Origin of the sequence: Novosphingobium lentum NBRC 107847, assembly GCF_001590965.1 — a bacterium.
Lineage (GTDB): Bacteria > Pseudomonadota > Alphaproteobacteria > Sphingomonadales > Sphingomonadaceae > Novosphingobium > Novosphingobium lentum.
In genome coordinates this window covers 1-15,983 of sequence record NZ_BCTW01000003.1, presented here as the reverse complement: position 1 = coordinate 15,983, position 15,983 = coordinate 1, and the positions used below count along the sequence as shown (strand labels likewise).

General features: G+C 68.4%; 12 protein-coding genes. 7 read left to right on the top strand and 5 right to left on the bottom strand.

The window, feature by feature from the left end; all coding sequences use genetic code 11:
• Window positions 1-24 precede the first annotated feature (24 nt).
• Together NL2_RS02860 and NL2_RS02855 are read left to right on the top strand one after the other, a co-directional pair.
• Window positions 25-1,173 (top strand): FIST N-terminal domain-containing protein, encoded by a 1,149-nt coding sequence (locus NL2_RS02860; RefSeq protein WP_068071520.1) that lies wholly within the window; start codon window positions 25-27, stop codon window positions 1,171-1,173.
• Entirely contained in the window at window positions 1,173-3,428 is a 2,256-nt protein-coding gene (locus NL2_RS02855; RefSeq protein ID WP_068071518.1) for an ATP-binding protein, read from the top strand. Before NL2_RS02860 ends, NL2_RS02855 begins: the two co-directional genes overlap by 1 nt.
• 69 nt (window positions 3,429-3,497) lie before the next feature.
• Here the strand turns inward: NL2_RS02855 and NL2_RS02850 are convergent, their stop codons facing one another.
• From NL2_RS02850 to pedF, 4 genes are all read right to left on the bottom strand, one after another.
• Window positions 3,498-4,178, bottom strand: coding sequence for a response regulator transcription factor (locus NL2_RS02850; RefSeq protein ID WP_084355816.1), 681 nt, complete (start codon window positions 4,176-4,178; stop codon window positions 3,498-3,500).
• Between the two features lie 54 nt (window positions 4,179-4,232).
• Complete coding sequence (locus NL2_RS02845; protein ID WP_245647560.1) at window positions 4,233-5,957, bottom strand: methanol/ethanol family PQQ-dependent dehydrogenase; 1,725 nt, start codon at window positions 5,955-5,957, stop codon at window positions 4,233-4,235.
• A gap of 199 nt (window positions 5,958-6,156) precedes the next feature.
• Entirely contained in the window at window positions 6,157-7,014 is an 858-nt protein-coding gene (locus NL2_RS02840) for a substrate-binding periplasmic protein (RefSeq protein ID WP_068071515.1), read from the bottom strand.
• 1 nt (window position 7,015) lies between these two features.
• Window positions 7,016-7,450 carry a cytochrome c-550 PedF gene (pedF, locus tag NL2_RS02835; protein ID WP_068071922.1) on the bottom strand — a complete coding sequence of 145 codons (435 nt, stop codon included), beginning with the start codon at window positions 7,448-7,450 and terminating at the stop codon, window positions 7,016-7,018.
• A gap of 163 nt (window positions 7,451-7,613) precedes the next feature.
• On the opposite strand from pedF, the gene NL2_RS02830 reads away from it, so the two are divergent.
• From NL2_RS02830 to NL2_RS02810, 5 genes are all read left to right on the top strand, one after another.
• Window positions 7,614-8,585, top strand: a complete 972-nt coding sequence (locus NL2_RS02830) for a PQQ-dependent catabolism-associated beta-propeller protein (protein WP_068071514.1) — start codon at window positions 7,614-7,616, stop codon at window positions 8,583-8,585.
• A gap of 130 nt (window positions 8,586-8,715) precedes the next feature.
• Window positions 8,716-10,128: a porin family protein gene (locus tag NL2_RS02825; RefSeq protein WP_068071920.1), complete on the top strand. Its 1,413-nt coding sequence runs from the start codon at window positions 8,716-8,718 to the stop codon at window positions 10,126-10,128.
• A 125-nt stretch (window positions 10,129-10,253) separates the two neighbouring features.
• On the top strand, window positions 10,254-12,335 hold the full coding sequence (locus tag NL2_RS02820; RefSeq protein ID WP_068071513.1) for a TonB-dependent receptor: 2,082 nt from the start codon (window positions 10,254-10,256) through the stop codon (window positions 12,333-12,335).
• Window positions 12,332-12,856 (top strand): cytochrome b, encoded by a 525-nt coding sequence (locus NL2_RS02815; RefSeq protein WP_068071918.1) that lies wholly within the window; start codon window positions 12,332-12,334, stop codon window positions 12,854-12,856. Before NL2_RS02820 ends, NL2_RS02815 begins: the two co-directional genes overlap by 4 nt.
• Window positions 12,856-15,120, top strand: a complete 2,265-nt coding sequence (locus NL2_RS02810; RefSeq protein WP_068071510.1) for a TonB-dependent receptor — start codon at window positions 12,856-12,858, stop codon at window positions 15,118-15,120. The genes NL2_RS02815 and NL2_RS02810 overlap by 1 nt, the downstream gene beginning before the upstream one ends.
• 13 nt (window positions 15,121-15,133) lie before the next feature.
• Here the strand turns inward: NL2_RS02810 and NL2_RS20995 are convergent, their stop codons facing one another.
• Window positions 15,134-15,748, bottom strand: coding sequence for a c-type cytochrome (locus tag NL2_RS20995; protein WP_157083003.1), 615 nt, complete (start codon window positions 15,746-15,748; stop codon window positions 15,134-15,136).
• Between the last annotated feature and the right edge of the window lie 235 nt (window positions 15,749-15,983).

The window sequence follows — 15,983 nt, the reverse complement described above, 5'->3', positions numbered from 1 at the left end:
AAACCGCCACTGCGGGAGAGAGTTGTGGCGCAGAGCCTTTGCGACGATGGCCTGGTGGTCGTCTCATCGCACGATCCGGATCCTGACCGCGCGGTGGCCGATGTTGCTGCCGGGCTGGGCACACGCGCGCTCGCTGGCGGGCTGCTGTTCTGCTCGCACAGCTATGACCGCGACCGGCTGAGCGCCGCCATCGCCCGGCATCTTGGCGGCTTTCCGCTGATCGGCTGCACCAGCGCGGGCGAGTTGAGCGAGCGCGGCTATGACAGCGACAGCCTGGTGTTCATCGGCTTTCCCGCCGACGCGTTCCGCATGGCGGTGCACTGTTTCGACGATCTCGACGGGTTCGATGTCGAAGCGGGCCGCGCCGCGATCCGCCAGTTGGCCGCAGGCGCGGTGCAGCGCGCGCGCGAACTGGGCGACAAGGCCAACCACGCCGCGCTGTTCCTTGTCGATGGCCTGTCGCACCGCGAGGAACTGCTGACGATGACCGTCCAGGACGCGCTGGGCGACACGGTGATGGTCGGCGGATCGTCGGGCGACGGCATGTTGTTCCGCGAGACCGGGATCTTCGTCAACGGACAGTTCCTGAAGGATGCGGCGGTTGTGGCGATCCTGTCCAGCTTGCGCCCGATGCATGTGTTTTCGGCCCACCACTACCGTCCGGGGCCAGCCAAGATGATCGTCACCGGAAGCGACCCGCAGGCGCGTGTGGTCTATGAAATCAACGCGATGCCTGCCGCCGATGAATACCGCGCGCTGGCGGGCCGGCCGGGCGAGCCGCTTGACGCCGCGTTTTTCGCCGCGCACCCGCCGATGGTCCGCGCGGGCGGGCAATACCACGTGCGCTCGATCCAGTCGGCCAACCCTGATGGCAGCCTGACGTTCTATTGCGCGATCGACAACGGCATCGTGCTGTCGGTGGGTGAACCGGTCGACCGCGTCAAAAGCCTCCACAGCCTGTTCGACGAGGTCGATGCGGCAGTGGGCGGTATCGATCATGTCATCGGTTTCGACTGCGTGCTCAACCGCATCGATGCCGAAAACCGCCAGCTGGGCCACCAGGTTTCGCGCATCTACAGCGAGCGGCGGCTGGTCGGCTTCAATACGTATGGCGAACAGTTCCGCGCCGCGCACATCAACCAGACGCTGAGCGGGCTGGCGATCGGCCGCTGATGGCAGCGCACCCGATCACCCCCCGGCCCCAGCCCGCCTCCGATCCGGCACAGGCCCGCATCGCCGAGCTGGAAGAACGGGTGCGCCGGCTTGACCGGATCAACGCCGCGCTGATCGACCGGGTCGAACGGTCGAGCGACCTGCAGGGCAGTGCATTCTCGATGTTCGAGACCGCGATCTCGCTTGAGGCGATGGTCCGCGCGCGCACCACCGAGCTTGAGGAGGCGCTTGCCAGCCTCAACGCCGCCAACGCCGATCTGGCCGTGGCGCACCGCGATGCCGACGCGGCGCGGGTCCGCTTGCGCGACGCGATCGAATCGCTGTCTGACGGTTTTGTGCTCTTCGATGCGCAGGACCGGCTGGTGATGTGCAATAAGGCCTACCAGGGCTTCTGGCCGGAAATCGCCGAACTTTCGGGCGATCCGCCGCAGTTTTCCGAAGTCGCCGAAGCGGTTGCGCGGGGCCAGCGCCCGGTCGGCGCGCTGCGATCACCCGACCGCTGGGTTGCCGAACGGGTCGCGCGCCACGTCGTGGCCAACGGCGTCCACATCCAGGCGCTGACCGACGGGCGCTGGGTCCAGATCAGCGAGATCCGCACCACCGAAGGCGGCACCGTCGGCATCTATACCGACATAACCGAGGTCAAGGCCGAGGATGCGCGCGAACGTGCGCGCGAACTGGCCGAACGCAACGTGGCGCTGCAGGCCACGCTCGACACGCTGTCCGAAGGCGTTTGCCTTTATGACGCGCAGCGGCGGCTGGTGGCACACAATGAGGGGCTGGAGCGCCTGCTCGGCCTGCCAGCGGGCCAGCGCGACACGATCGGCACGCACGAACGGCTTGTCGCGTATTGCGGCACGCTGATGCTGGAGCGCGCGGACGTGGTCGCCTGGCGCAGCGGCAGCGAACGGATCGAGGCGCAGTGCAGGCTGGGCGGCCGCCAGTTCCTGATCCGCTCGACCCCGATCGCGCCAGACGGCATGGCATTCAGCTTCGACGACGTGACCGATCGGCTGCATTACGAGGAAACGCTGCGCGAAGCCGCCGGTACGCTCGAACGCCGCGTCGCCGAACGCACGACGGAACTGGAAGCCGAAGTAGCAGAGCGTCGTTCGGTCGAAGCCGCGCTGCTTTCGGCCAAGACCGCTGCCGAACACGCCAACCGATCGAAGACCAGCTTCCTTGCCGCCGCGAGCCACGACCTGCTGCAACCGCTCAACGCCGCGCGGCTGTTCGTCGCCGCGCTGGGCGAGCGGCGGCTGGCGCTGCCGACGCGTGCGCTGGTGCGGCAGACCGGGGTGGCGCTCGATTCGGTGGAAGACCTGCTCGAAACGCTGTTCGAGATTTCCCATCTCGATGCCGGCGCGATCCAGCCCGAAATCGGCTCGATCGAGCTCGACCAGCTGCTCACCGCGCTGCGCATCGAAATCGCGGCGCTCGCTCGTGGCAAAGGGCTGACGCTCGAAATTCCGGAAACGGGAACCTGGGTGCAAAGCGACGTGCGGCTGCTGCGCCGCATCCTGCAGAACTTCCTGTCGAACGCGGTGCGCTATACCTCGTCGGGCGTCGTTTCGGTGCGGGTGGACGACGAAGGCGATCACGTGCGCATCGCGGTCAGCGATACCGGGCCGGGCATCGATCCGGCCAACCTCGACCTGATTTTCGAGGAGTTCCGTCGGCTGGAAAGCGATCACCGCATTCCGGGCAAGGGCCTGGGCCTGGCCATCGTGCGGCGGGCGAGCACGATGCTGGGGCACGAAGTGCTGGTCACGTCTGTCCCCGGCGAAGGATCGACGTTCGCGATCCGCGTTCCGCGCGGCGATGCGCAGGCCGGTACGCGCGATCCGGTGCTGCGCCGCGCCGCGCTGGGTCGGCTGGAAGGCGGCGTGGTGCTGATCATCGACAACGACGACGCGATCCTTTCAGGCATGCGCGCGCTGCTGGAGAACTGGGGCCACACCGTGCTGGTGGCGCGCGGACCGGGCGATCCGGCGGCGATTGCCGCGGCGCAAGGCCCGCTCGACCTCGTCATCGCCGACTACCATCTCGACGACAACGCGCGCGGCGACGATGCCATCGCCGCGCTGCGCAAGCTGGCCGGACGCGAGCTGGCGGGCGTGGTGATCACCGCCGACCGCAGCGAGGAAGTGAAAGCCCGGATCGCGGCCGCACGCTTCCCGCTGCTCAACAAGCCGGTCAAGCCCGCGCAACTGCGCGCGCTGATGCGCACGATGCTGAGCGGGGAATCGGGTTAGAGTCTTTTCCAGCCTAACGGCTGGAGGCGGCACCGGCCCGCACGAGTTTCAGTGAAACTGAAACTCAGATTATCCCGTAAACCCCACGCGGTTGGCGAGGATCACCGCCTGGGTGCGGCTGAACACGTTGAGCTTCTGCAGGATCGCCGAGACATGCGCCTTGACCGTGGTCATCGACACGTCGAGCTCGAACGCGATCTGCTTGTTGAGCTTGCCGTTGACGAGGTGGCCCAGCACCACGCGCTGCTGCGGTGTGAGCGTTTCGATGCGGCCGTTGATCGAGGCTTCCTCACGCGAGCCGGGATCGTCCGCGTCGAGGATTTCGGGAACGTAGATCTCGCCCGCCATGACGTGGCGCAGCGCCTCGACGATGTCGTTGCGCTTCAGCGATTTGGGCACGAACCCGGCGGCTCCTGCAGCCAGCGCTTCGCGCACTGTGGCGCGGTCGAGGGTGCCCGAAACCATCACCACCGGCGTGGCCGGCCAGTTCTCGCGCATCGCCTGAAGCGCCGAAAGGCGCGAAACATCGGGCATGTTGAGATCGAGCAGCACGAGGTCGATGTCGTCCTGCGCCTGCAGGATCGCGCTCGCCTCGGCGAAATTGGCCGCCTCGAATATTTCGCAACCCGCAAAGCTGACCGCCAGCACGCTGCGCAACCCGTCGCGCACCAGCGAGTGATCGTCGACGATCAGCACCCTTTCGGGAGCGGGAGCGTGGGAAAGGTCGGGGACAAGGGCCATGGCGTTCATGTTATCTGCCAGTTGTGGCGGCGCAAGGAAAAGCCCTCGCGCCGCCAGACACGATCAGCTCTTCGGCAGTTTGAACACCCACAGGGCGCCGCCCTGGCTGATGTCCTTGAACGTCTTGGCCACTTCGCCGCCCCACAGCGGCACCGCGCCGCCCCAGCCCGACATGACCGCGACATACTGCTCGCCGTCCTGTTCCCACGTGATCGGCGATCCGACCACGCCCGACCCGGTGTTGAACTTCCACAGTTCGGTGCCGGTCTTGGCATCGAAGGCCTTGAGATAGCCTTCGGGCGTACCGGTGAACACCAGGTTGCCCGCAGTGGTCAGCACGCCGCCCCACAGCGGAGCCTTGTTCTTGTATTCCCACACGATCTTGCCGGTCTTGGGGTCCATCGCGCGCAACGCGCCGATGTGATCGGGCGCCACCGGGCGGATGGTGAAGCCGGCGCCGAGATAGGCCGCGCCCTTCTTATAGGCGATCGGTTCGTTCCAGATGTCCATGCCCCAGTCGTTGGAGGGCACGTAGAACAGCCCGGTGTCCTTGGAATAGGCCATCGGCATCCAGTTCTTGCCGCCCAGGAAGCTGGGGCTGGAGAACACCGAAGTGCCCTTTTCGCTGCCGTTGGGCGGACCCGGGCGGTTGGCGTCGACGAAGTTGGGCCGCCCGGTCTTCAGGTTGATACCGTTGGCCCAGGTGGTTTCCATCACGAACTTGCTGGCGCCCATCAGGTGTCCGTTGGTGCGGTCGATGACGTAGAAGTAGCCGTTGCGATCGGCCTTGGCGCCCAGCTTCATCGGCTTGCCGGCCATCGTGGCGTCGAACGGGATGAATTCGTTCACCCCGTCGAAGTCCCAGCCGTCGTGCGGGGTGGTCTGGTAGTGCCACTTGATCACCCCGGTGTCGGGGTCGAGCGCCAGCGTCGAGGCGGTGTAGAGGTTGTCGCCGGGGCGCAAGTGGCTGTTCCACGGCGCGGGGTTGCCGGTGCCGAAGAAGATCAGGTTGGTGTCGGGGTCATATGTCCCGCCCAGCCACGTCGCGCCGCCGCCGGTCTTCCACAAATCGCCCTGCCAGCTGGCATTGGTCTTGCCGGTGATGCCGTTGGGCTTGCCGTTGAGCATGCCCATGTGGCCTTCGATCACCGGACGTTCCCAGATCAGCTCGCCGGTATCGACGTTGCGCGCCTGGATCGCGCCGACCGCGCCGAATTCGCCGCCCGAGTTGCCGGTGATGACCATGTTGCGCACGATCAGCGGCGCGGCGGTGGCCGAATAGCCCGCCTGGTAATCGGCGATCGCCTTGTTCCACACGACCTTGCCGGTATGGCGGTTGAGCGCCACGAGATGCGCGTCGAGCGTGGCGAACAGCACTTTGTCGCCCATGATCGCGGCACCGCGGTTGACCACGTCGCAGCACGGCATGATCCCGTCAGGCAGACGCGCGTCGTATTCCCACTTCTTTTCGCCGGTGTGCGAATCGAACGCGTAAAGCCGCGAGTACGATCCGGTCACGTAGATCGTGCCGTCATAGACCAGCGGCTGCGATTCCTGGCCGCGCTGCTTTTCCCCGCCGAGCGAAGCCGCGAACGCGGGGACCATCGACTTGACGTTGTCGGCGTTGACTTTGGCCAGCGGGCTGAACCGCTGCGCCTGCGGGCCCATGCCGTAAGTCAGCACGTCGCCGGTCGACCCGGCATCGTTGACGAGGTCTTGCGCGGTCGGTCCGTCGGCAGCCTGCAGCGGTGCGGCGATCAGCAGGCCGAGCGTGGCGATGCTGGCCATGCTGCCGGTGATGCCGTTCTTGAACTTGCCCTTCATGGTGTCCCTCCTGTGATGGTGACTGCATCGTTCCGGAACTGCTTGCCGGTGCGGCCTGTTTTCCATGGATGAGACCCTATCGGGTGCAGGGGTTGCAGCAATTGGACCTTAGGCCAAGCATGCGCGATGTTGCGCAGCATGGAATGCCGCAGGGCGCAGCAATTCAGCCGGCGAGCGCGGCGCGCCAGGTGACGCCGTGCTGCGCGAACATCGCGGCCAGCCGGCCGTCGGCGGTCATTTTCGCAAGGATCGCCTCGATCGCATCGCCCAGCGTGCGGCTGTTTTCCTTGACCGCCAGCCCGATATCCCAGCCCGGCGACATGATCGCCTGAAGCGGGCTGGTGCGGCGCTTGATCGCGGGATTGGCGAGATCGTGGGTCGCCGCCTCGACCTGTGCCCGCGTGGCGACCGCGACATCGGCCTTGTCCTGTCCGATCGCGGCGACGGCATCGTAGCCGCTGCGGAAGTGGACGACATCGCCGCGCAGCACGCCACCGAACCCGCCCATCAGGTACATGTCGGGGATAGAATCGACTTCGGCCGCCAGCCGCCGACCCTTGAACTGCGGCGGCGGCACTTCGCAATCGGACTGCTCGTTGCCGCAGACCGCGGCGAAGCTCTCGCGGTAATACGGCGCGACGATCGCGACCTGGTCGTTATCGAGCTGCAGCTTGTGGTCGAACGGCACGTGCATCATCGCGTCGCACGGCTGGAAGCCCAGCAATCCGCCGCGCCACACGGTGTTGCGCAAATCGTCGCCCATGTCGTCGCCGGCGAGGAACGCGACCACGTCGGCGCGCACGCCCAGCTCCGCTGCGATGGCGCGCGCCAAGTCGGCGTCGATGCCCTTCACCGCGCCATCCGCGCTCCACGACCACGGCCGGTTGTCCTGATACACCGCCACGCGCAGCACGCCGAGGTCCCTGACTTTGGCCAGCGGCGCAGCGGCGATGCGCGCGGGGACGATGGACAATACCAGCGACGCCGCGACCGATCCGAGCAGCCCCCGCCGCGAGATCATCTCAATCTTCCAGATGCTTGGTTTCAAGCCAGCTGCGGATCGCCCAGCCGGCCTTCTGGCCCAGCACTTCGCCCAGCGGCGGCATGTAGACCTTGCCGTCGTGGCTGGAGCCGTGCTGGTAGCGCTGGACGAACCATTCGTCGCCGGTGTCGCCCAGTTCGAGATAGCGCAAATCGGGCGCGATCCCGCCCGACATCGCCTGCAGCCCGTGGCAGCGCGCGCAGTTCTGGCCATAGGCGGATTCGCCGATCTCGATCGCCTTGGCATTGCCGCGATAGGGATTGTGCGTCAGCCACGCCTCGCCGATCTCGGGCAGTGCGGTGGTGTCGACCGGCTGCGGCGTGACGTTGCCGTGCGCCATCAGTTGCGAGCCGACGCTGAGCGACGCCAGCGTTCCCGCCACGATCAGCGCTACTCGTCCGAATTTGGGGGTCATTGCCCAGGCATCCTTTATCGAGGGCTTGCGCATTTGCGCCACGACCCGTTCGTTTCCCGTGCCGGTCACTGCCGGTATCGGGCCAAACTAGGCAAACCCGCCCCTGCCGGACATAGTACCATGGTCTAGTACAATTGCGCTGTGGGAGGCCTAGTTTGCTGGAATGAGGACACATTTGTTCATCGCCGGTACAGTCGCGGCGCTGGTGGCGGGCACGCCCCGGACGTCCGCCGAAACCGCCTACATTTCCAACGAACGCGGCAATTCGGTCACCGTGATCGACGTACCCAGCGGCAAGGTCATCGCGACCTGGCCGACCGGGCGCCGCCCGCGCGGCATTGCCCTGTCGCGCGACGGCAAAGCGGTGTTCGTCGCGGTGGGCCAGGACAACGCGGTCGAAGTGCGCGACCGCGCCGACGGGCACCTGATGTCCTCGCTGCCATCGGGGCAGGATCCCGAGCAGTTCTTCCCTTCGCGCGACGGCAAGCTGCTGTTCGTGGCGAACGAGGATGACGCCGCCGTCACCGCCATCGACCTCGCCAACCGCACCGTTGCGTGGCAGGTGCCGGTGGGCAAGGAGCCCGAGGGCGTCGCCGAAAGCCCCGACGCGAAATGGCTGGTCGTGACCAGCGAGGAAGACTCGACTGTCGCGTGGATCGATCTGGCCACGCACACGCCGGTGGCCACCACCGAGACCGAGGCGCGCCCGCGCCATGTCGAGTTCACGCCCGATGGCACGCAGTTGTGGATCGCGGCGGAGGCCGGGCAGAAAGTCCACGTCGTCGACGTCGCCACGCGCAAGATCGTGCGCACCATCGACTTCGTGCCGCCCGATGCGCCCGCCTACAAAGTGCTGCCCTGCGGCATCCGCTTCACGCAGGACGGCAAGACCGCGATCGTCGCACTGGGCCGGTCGAACGCGATCGCGGTGGTCGATGTGCCAAGCGGCGCGGTGCGCGGCTACGTCAAGGTCGGCAACCGGCCGTGGCACCTCGCGCTGGCCGAGGGCGACCGCACGGCGATCGTCGCCAACGGGTTGAGCGACGACGTCAGCGTGGTCGATCTCGCCGCAATGAAGGTGGTCGCCACGGTTCCGGCGGGCGGCGGCCCATGGGGCGTGGCCATCGCGCCCTGATCGCGGTTGCGCGCACCCCTGCCCGACGCGCGTCGGCCTAAAGTACCACTGCCCAAAGTCCAATTTCAGCCGCTGCCCCGCTGTCGCATCATCCCCCGACACCGCAACGATAAAAATCCGAAGGGGGATGATGATGAGAGGCAACTACCTGCTGGCCTGCGCCGCCACCGCCGCACTGGCGCTGACCGCCACGGCCGCCCAGGCGTCCACCAGCGAGGCGCTGCTCAAGCGCCTGCACGAGAAGGGCATCCTCAGCGACGAGGACTACAACGAGCTGATGCAGCAGGAAATGGCCGACCAGGCCAAGGCCGCCGCCGCGCCTGCCCCGGCGATGGCGCAAGCCGAAGCCGCGCTCAACGACAAGCGCGTGGTCCACATGACCGAAAGCGGCATCGGCTTCGAAGCCGGCGGCGCCACGATCCGCTTCTCGGGATCGGTCAACGGGTTCTACGTCCACGACAATCCCGCCACCGCCAGCGCCACCACCGCAGTCGTCGGCGGGGTTGCGGCGGTCGGCGGCAACAACAGCAGCGCGGTGCGCAACGGGTTGCTGCCGGGCTTCCTCAAGGTCGAGGTATCGACCACGCAGGGCGGCTGGGACATCGGCGCGCACTTTGGCATGTACCCCGGCATCAACAGCACCGCCTACGGCGCGCTCGGCGCCAACAACGGCGGCCAGCCGACCGCGCTGGGCACCGCCGGGATCGATTTCCGCCAGACCTACATGACCATCGGCCGTCACGGCCTGGGCGAACTCAAGATCGGACGCGACATCGGGCTGTTCGGGTCCGAGGGCATTCTCAACGACATTACGCTGCTATCGTCGGGCAGCCCCGGCGGCAATGTCGCGCCCGGCAACACCACGCTCGGCCGCATCGGCATCGGCTACATCTACACCGACTTCCAGCCGCAGATCACGTATTCCACGCCCAACCTGGGCGGTCTGCAGGCTCAGTTCGGCGTGTTCCAGCCGTTAGAATCGCTGTCCGCGCCGGCACAGGGCAACAAGAGCCCCGGTTTCCAGGGCAAGATCACCTATGACGGCAAGTTCGGTGACATCGGCGCGCGGCTGTGGCTGTCGGGCATTACCCAAAAGCACGATACGCTGGGCGCGGGCCTGACCAGCTACACCGGTCGCGGCTTCGATACAGGTGCCAAGATCACCGTCGGCCCGGTCGCGCTGACCGGCTATTACTATGACGGCAAGGGGCTGGGCACCACCGTGCTCAACCTGTTCGACACCGATGCGTTCGGCAACCCGCGCAAGAGCCACGGGTTCTACGGCCAGGCGCTGGTCACGCTGGGCAAGCTGGGCCTCGGCGGCAGTTACGGCGCGAGCTACCTCGACTATGCCAACGCCGCCGACGCCGTCGCCAACCCGACGCTGCTCGACAAGAATTCGAGTTACGTGGGTCAGCTGCGCTACGGCCTGACCAGCTGGGTCACGCTGATCGGCGAATACATCCACACCAAGTCCGAGGCGCACAACGGCAACGAAGCCGCCAGCAACGCACTGGCCGTGGGTGGAATCCTGTTCTTCTAGCGCTCTCCCCGCTGGAAGCAGACGGTCGCCGCGCCTATGGGCATGTCGACCGGCCCCGTCGGGCGGTCGTGGTGACACGGCCGCCCGAACCTGTCCTGGCCAAGCCCATCGGAAATTGATCGCCCATGCCCCTTCCTGACTGCCGCAACCCCCGCACCCACGCCCGGCTGAAGCTGCTGGCCGCCGCCCTGAGCGCCCTGCCCGTTGCCGCGCATGCAGACGAGGCATCGCCGCCGCAGATCGTCGTGACCGGGACCGGCCTGCCCGACACGCCGGCAGCGCCCGCTTATGACCTGCAGACGATCGCGCGCGACCGGCTGACCGCCACCGCATCGGGCCGGATCGAGGACGCGCTGTCGTCGGTCGCGGGCTTCCAGCAGTTCCGCCGCTCCGACAGCCGCGCCGCCAACCCATCGGCGCAAGGGGTGACCTTGCGCGCGCTGGGCGGCAATGCGAGCAGCCGCACGCTGGTGCTGCTCGACGGGGTGCCGATGGCCGATCCATTCTTCGGCTCGATCCCGCTGAGCGCGATTGCGCCCGAACGCCTCGCCTCGGCCCGGGTCACGCGCGGCGGCGGATCGGGCGCGTTCGGTGCGGGCGCGGTTGCGGGCACGATCGACCTCGCCAGCGCCGATGCCGCGCAACTGGGCCTGCTCGGTGCGAGCGCGCTCGTCGACGATCGCGGCGAGACCGAGCTTTCGGGCACGTTCGCGCCCACCATCGGAAGCGGCTTTGCGGTCGTCTCGGGCCGCTGGGATCGCGGCCAGGGGTTCTGGACCACGCCCTCCAGCCAGCGCGTGCCGCTAAGCGTGAAGTCGAAGTACGACAGCTGGTCCGTGGGCATCCGTGGGGTCGCTCCGCTGACCGACACGATCGAGCTGCAGGCGCGGGGTCTGGGCTTTTCGGACCACCGCACGCTGCGCTTTGCCGGGGCCGACAGCACCTCGAGCGGCGAGGACGCCAGCTTGCGCGTGGTCGGGCACGGGCCATGGCAGTTCGACGTGCTCGGCTATATCCAGGCGCGCAATTTCACCAATATCGTGATCAGCTCGACCAGCTTCAAAAAGACGCTGGACCAGCATGCCACGCCCTCCACCGGCGTCGGCGGCAAGATCGAACTGCGTCCGCCCGTGGGTGGCGGGCATGTGCTGCGGCTGGGCGCGGACTGGCGCAACGCCAGCGGCGAAGGGCGCGAGGATGCGTACAACCCCGCCACCGGCGCGATCACCGCGCGGCGCGCCGCCGGCGGGCGCAACGGCGATGTCGGGCTGTTCGTGCAGGATGACTGGACGTTCGGTGCGCTGGTGCTGACCGCAGGCGCGCGCGCCGATCGCTGGACGATCTCGGCGGGCCACTTGCGCACCACTACGGCCGCGGGCGTCGTCACCGGCGACGTCGCCTACCCCGATCGCGCGGGCTGGCAGGGCAGCTTTCGCGGCGGCGCGGTGTTGACCCCGCTGCCCGGCCTGTCGCTGCGCGCGTCGGCCTACACCGGCATGCGCCAGCCGACGCTGAACGAACTGTACCGCACGTTCGCGCTGGCCGCGACAGGGGCTGGTTCCAAGACCGTGATCACCACCACCACCCGCGCCAACGCCGCCTTGCGCAACGAGCGCCTGCGCGGGTTCGAGGCGGGCGTCGATGTAAAGCCCTTCCCCGCGCTGACGCTGTCGGCCACCGCGTTCGACAACAAGGTGCTCGATGCGATCGCCAACGTCACGCTGGCCTCCACCGCCACCACGATCACCCGCCAGCGCTTCAACGTCGATGCGATCCGCGCGCGCGGGCTGGAATTCGGCGCGGCGCTGCGCGTGGGCCGCGTCGGCCTGGACGGGTCGCTGGCGCTGACCGACGCCAAGGTCGAGGCAAGCGGCGCGTCCGCCGCGCTTGATGGCAAGCGCCCCGCGCAAACGCCGAAAATCGCGATGAGCGCCACGCTGTCATGGCACCCGCGCGACGACTGGACGCTGGCCGCCACGCTGCGCCACACCGGCCTGCAGTACGAGGATGACCTGCAAGTCGACAGCCTGCCGCCCGCCACCACCATCGACGCCTATCTCGAAGTGCCCGTCGCCGGTCCGTTCGCGATCGTGCTGCGCGGAGAAAACCTGACCGGCGCGGACATCGTCACCCGCAACCAGGGCGGCTCGATCGACCTCGGCACCCCGCGCACGCTGTGGGCGGGGATCAAGGTCAGGGTGCGGTGAACGGTTCCGTCGCCCGCTATAACCGGCTTGCGCGCACGCTGCACTGGATCATCGCCGCGCTGATCGTCGCGAACCTGCTTACCGGCCTGTTCCATGATGCGCTGAAGCCGGTGTGGCAGCCGATGCCGTTCCACAAGGCGAGCGGGCTGACGATCCTTGCCCTGTCGCTGGTCCGGCTGGGCTGGCGGCTGAAGTGGCGGATGCCCGGCTGGCCCGACACGATGGGCCTGCACCAGCGCCGCGCCGCCCATGCGGTCCATGCGCTGTTCTATGGCCTGATGATCGCGATGCCGCTGACCGGATGGGCGATGTCGTCCGCCGGAACCTACCCGCTGACGTGGTTCGGCCTGTTCGGCGTGCCGCGCCTGCCGGTGACCAAGGGCAGCACTGCCTTCGCGGTCAGCCACGAAAGCCACGAGCTGATGGGCTGGCTGTTCGTCGCGCTCCTGGCGCTCCACATCGGGGCCGCGGTGCACCACCGCTTCGTCGTGCGCGACGGTGTGTTGCGCCGGATGCTGTGATGCTGCCTGTCGCCGTGCTGGCGGCGGCGCTGACGGTCGCCGACGCACCCGCACCCAGCCCTGCCCCGATCGTGGTCACCGCGCCGGGTGGCGCAATCGATGCCGAGGAGGCCAGCGGGATCGACGCCGCCGCCATCATGGCGGGCGCACGCAGCGATCTGGCAGCCGCGCTGCGCCGCGAGGCCCCGGGCGTCACGCTGGCCGATGCCGAGGGCAACGAATGGCAGCAGGGCGTGATCTGGCGCGGCTATGGCGCCAGCGCGGTGCAAGGCACCGAACAGGGGCTGGCGGTCTATCTCGACGGCATCCGCTTCAACCAACCGTTCGGCGATACGCTGGCGCTCGATCTCCTGCCCGAAGCGATGCTCGTCCGCGCCGAACTGCGCGCCGCCAGCCCGGTCTATGGCCGCAACGCGCTGGGCGGCGTGGTGCTGCTGCAAAGCGCCTCCGCGCGCGACCTGCCCGGCGTGCGCGCGTCGGTGAACGGCGATTCGATCGGCGGCGTTGGCGGCAGCGCCAGCATCGGCGTGACGCGCGGGTCCGACAGCGTGCTGGTCGCAGGCGACGCGATCCGCGATCCCGGCTGGCGCGACGCCAGCGCTTCGCGGCTGTACCGGCTGGGCACGACCCTGACCCACGATGGCGCGAACTGGGGCTTTGCCCTGCGCGCCAACGCAGCGGACACGCGGCTGGGCGGCGACGGGGTGGCGCCGGTCGAGCTGCTCGCGGCGCGGTATGTCGCCGTGTTCACCCAGCCCGACACCACCCGCAGCCGCTATGCCCGGATCGCGCTGCAGCCGTGGGTCGATCTGGGCCGGGGCAACCGGATCGAGGGAAGCGTCCACCTCGCCCACCTGCATCGCACCAGCGGCAGCGGCGACCTGGCCGAGTTCGACGCCTGCCCCGGCAATCCGGCCACGCTGTGCGCCACCGGTGATGCGGGCGCGGCATCGCCATTGCTCGATCCCGCCGGGCACCCGGTCGCTTTCGATCCCGCGATCCCCGCCTACGGCGTGCTCAATCGCGGTGATGAACACACCACTTCGGGCGGCGTCAGCGTGCAGTGGCTGTCCACCAGCGAGACCGACAAGGGCACCCGCCGCATCGCGCTGGGGATGGTCCATGAACGCGCCGACACGCGCTTCCGCGCGGTCGCCGCGCTGGGATCACTCGGCGCGGATCGCGCGATTGGGGCGATCGGACCCGATGGCGGTACGGTGCTGTCCACCGCCGACGGCGCGATCACCCCGGTCGACGTCGCCTCGCACTTGCGCGACACCTCGCTGTTCGGCGAAGTCGCGCTGCCGCTCACCGCGACGCTGCGGCTCGAGGCCGGCGCGCGCTGGGCGGTCAACCGCGTGACGCTCGACGACCAGCTCGGCACCGCGCTGAACGGCAGCCACCGCTTCGCGCGGCTCAACCCCTCGGTCGAGCTCGACTACACCCCCGCCCCGGCCATCGAACTCCATGCCGGCTTTGCCACCACCAGCCGCACGCCGACCCCGGCCGAACTGTCGTGCGCCGACCCCGCCGCGCCGTGCGCACTCGCCAGCTTCTTCGTCGCCGACCCGCCGCTCAGGCAGGTGATCGCGCGCCACTGGAGCGCAGGCGTGCGCCACACCGGCGACGCGCTGTCGTGGCATGTCGAGCTGTGGCGCACCGACACCAGCGACGACATCCGCCGCGTGGCCTCGACGATCAGCGGCCGCGCCTTTTTCGTCAACGGCGGACGCAGCCGGCGGCAGGGCGTGGAACTGAGCGCCCGGTGGCAGCGCGGCGGTTGGCAGGTTAGCGCGGGCTACGCCTTCACCGATGCACGCTTTCGCGACGGCTTCGTTGCCAGCAGCCCCAACAATCCCGCCGCCGACCCCGATGGCACGATTTCGGTGTCCCCAGGAGCACGACTGCCCGGCCTGCCACGCCACTCGGCCAATCTCGACGTCAGTTACCAGCGCGACGGATGGCTTGCCGGGCTGTCGATCGAGGCGCAATCGGGCCAGGTGCTGGTGGGCGACGAAAGCAATGCCAACGCCCCGCTGCCCGGCTTTGCCATTGCCGGGCTGCGGCTGCGGCGCAGCTGGAGCAGCGGGTTGGCGGTGACCGCGCAAGTCACCAACCTGTTCGACAAGCGTTACGCCACGTTCGGCACGTTCGCGCAAACCGGCGCTGTCGTGCTGGCCGAAGCCCCCGGCGCCACCAACCCGCGCGCCTACGCCCCTGGGGCGCCGCGCCGCCTGCGGGTGTCGGTGGCCGCGCGGTTCTAGGCCGGTTGGTCGCTCAGCGCGACGCCTTGAGGAACGCGATGATCTCGGCGCGCTTGGCCGGATCCTTGATGCCGGGAAAGCTCATCCGCGTGCCGGGCACCATCGCCATCGGTCCGGATATCCAGGTGTCGAGCGTCGCCTCGTTCCACGTCAGGCCCGCACCCTTCAGCGCATCGGAGAAAGCGTAACTGCCGACGGCCGCCGCCTTGGTGCCGTAGATGCCGTAGAGATTGGGGCCGATCTTGTCGCCCGCGCCCTTTTCTGCGTTGTGGCACACCGCGCACCGCGCGAACGTGGGTGGCGGGGTGACTGCGGCAGCCGCGAGTTTCGTCGGCGCGGCAACGGGTGCGAGCGTGGCGACAGCCTTGGCGGCCCCGGCGGTCTTTGCGGCGGGGGTCGAAGCGTTGGCGCCGGGCGTCGCGCTCGGCGAGGCCGATGCGCTCGGTGACGGCGATGCGCTGGCCGAAGCCTCGGGCGCAGGCGTGGCGACGTCCGACGCGGCGTCCGGTGCAGCGGCGGTGCTGTCGGCAGTTGCGGTCGCCTCGTCGGTGGCGCTGGTGTCGGGCACTTGGCCCGAACACCCAGCCAGCGCGAGCGCGGCGAACGCGGAAATGGAGATCAGGCGCATGGCATCCTCGGTTCAGCTCGTTGTGCGGGGTGTCTTGGCATGCAGCGCACCGGTCCGACATTGCACTTTAGAGCCACGCCGTCACCGCGATTTGACCAAAGTGCTATGGCACCGGACCGTGCTGCGCCCTAGGCGAACGTGAACGACAGACCGCCGGGAGGATACGACATGGCCTGCGATACCGGAACGATCACCGCCGCGAACGCCGAGGGCGAGACGGCGAGGACCCAGCTGA

Coding starts and splice junctions, on each gene's coding strand:
- NL2_RS20995 (WP_157083003.1), bottom strand. CDS start 15,748: ATGCGCCTGATCTCCATTTCCGCGTTCGCCGCGCTCGCGCTGGCTGGG.
- pedF (WP_068071922.1), bottom strand. CDS start 7,450: ATGACCCCCAAATTCGGACGAGTAGCGCTGATCGTGGCGGGAACGCTG.
- NL2_RS02855 (WP_068071518.1), top strand. CDS start 1,173: ATGGCAGCGCACCCGATCACCCCCCGGCCCCAGCCCGCCTCCGATCCG.
- NL2_RS02820 (WP_068071513.1), top strand. CDS start 10,254: ATGCCCCTTCCTGACTGCCGCAACCCCCGCACCCACGCCCGGCTGAAG.
- NL2_RS02845 (WP_245647560.1), bottom strand. CDS start 5,957: ATGGCCAGCATCGCCACGCTCGGCCTGCTGATCGCCGCACCGCTGCAG.
- NL2_RS02840 (WP_068071515.1), bottom strand. CDS start 7,014: ATGATCTCGCGGCGGGGGCTGCTCGGATCGGTCGCGGCGTCGCTGGTA.
- NL2_RS02810 (WP_068071510.1), top strand. CDS start 12,856: ATGCTGCCTGTCGCCGTGCTGGCGGCGGCGCTGACGGTCGCCGACGCA.
- NL2_RS02850 (WP_084355816.1), bottom strand. CDS start 4,178: ATGAACGCCATGGCCCTTGTCCCCGACCTTTCCCACGCTCCCGCTCCC.
- NL2_RS02825 (WP_068071920.1), top strand. CDS start 8,716: ATGATGAGAGGCAACTACCTGCTGGCCTGCGCCGCCACCGCCGCACTG.
- NL2_RS02830 (WP_068071514.1), top strand. CDS start 7,614: ATGAGGACACATTTGTTCATCGCCGGTACAGTCGCGGCGCTGGTGGCG.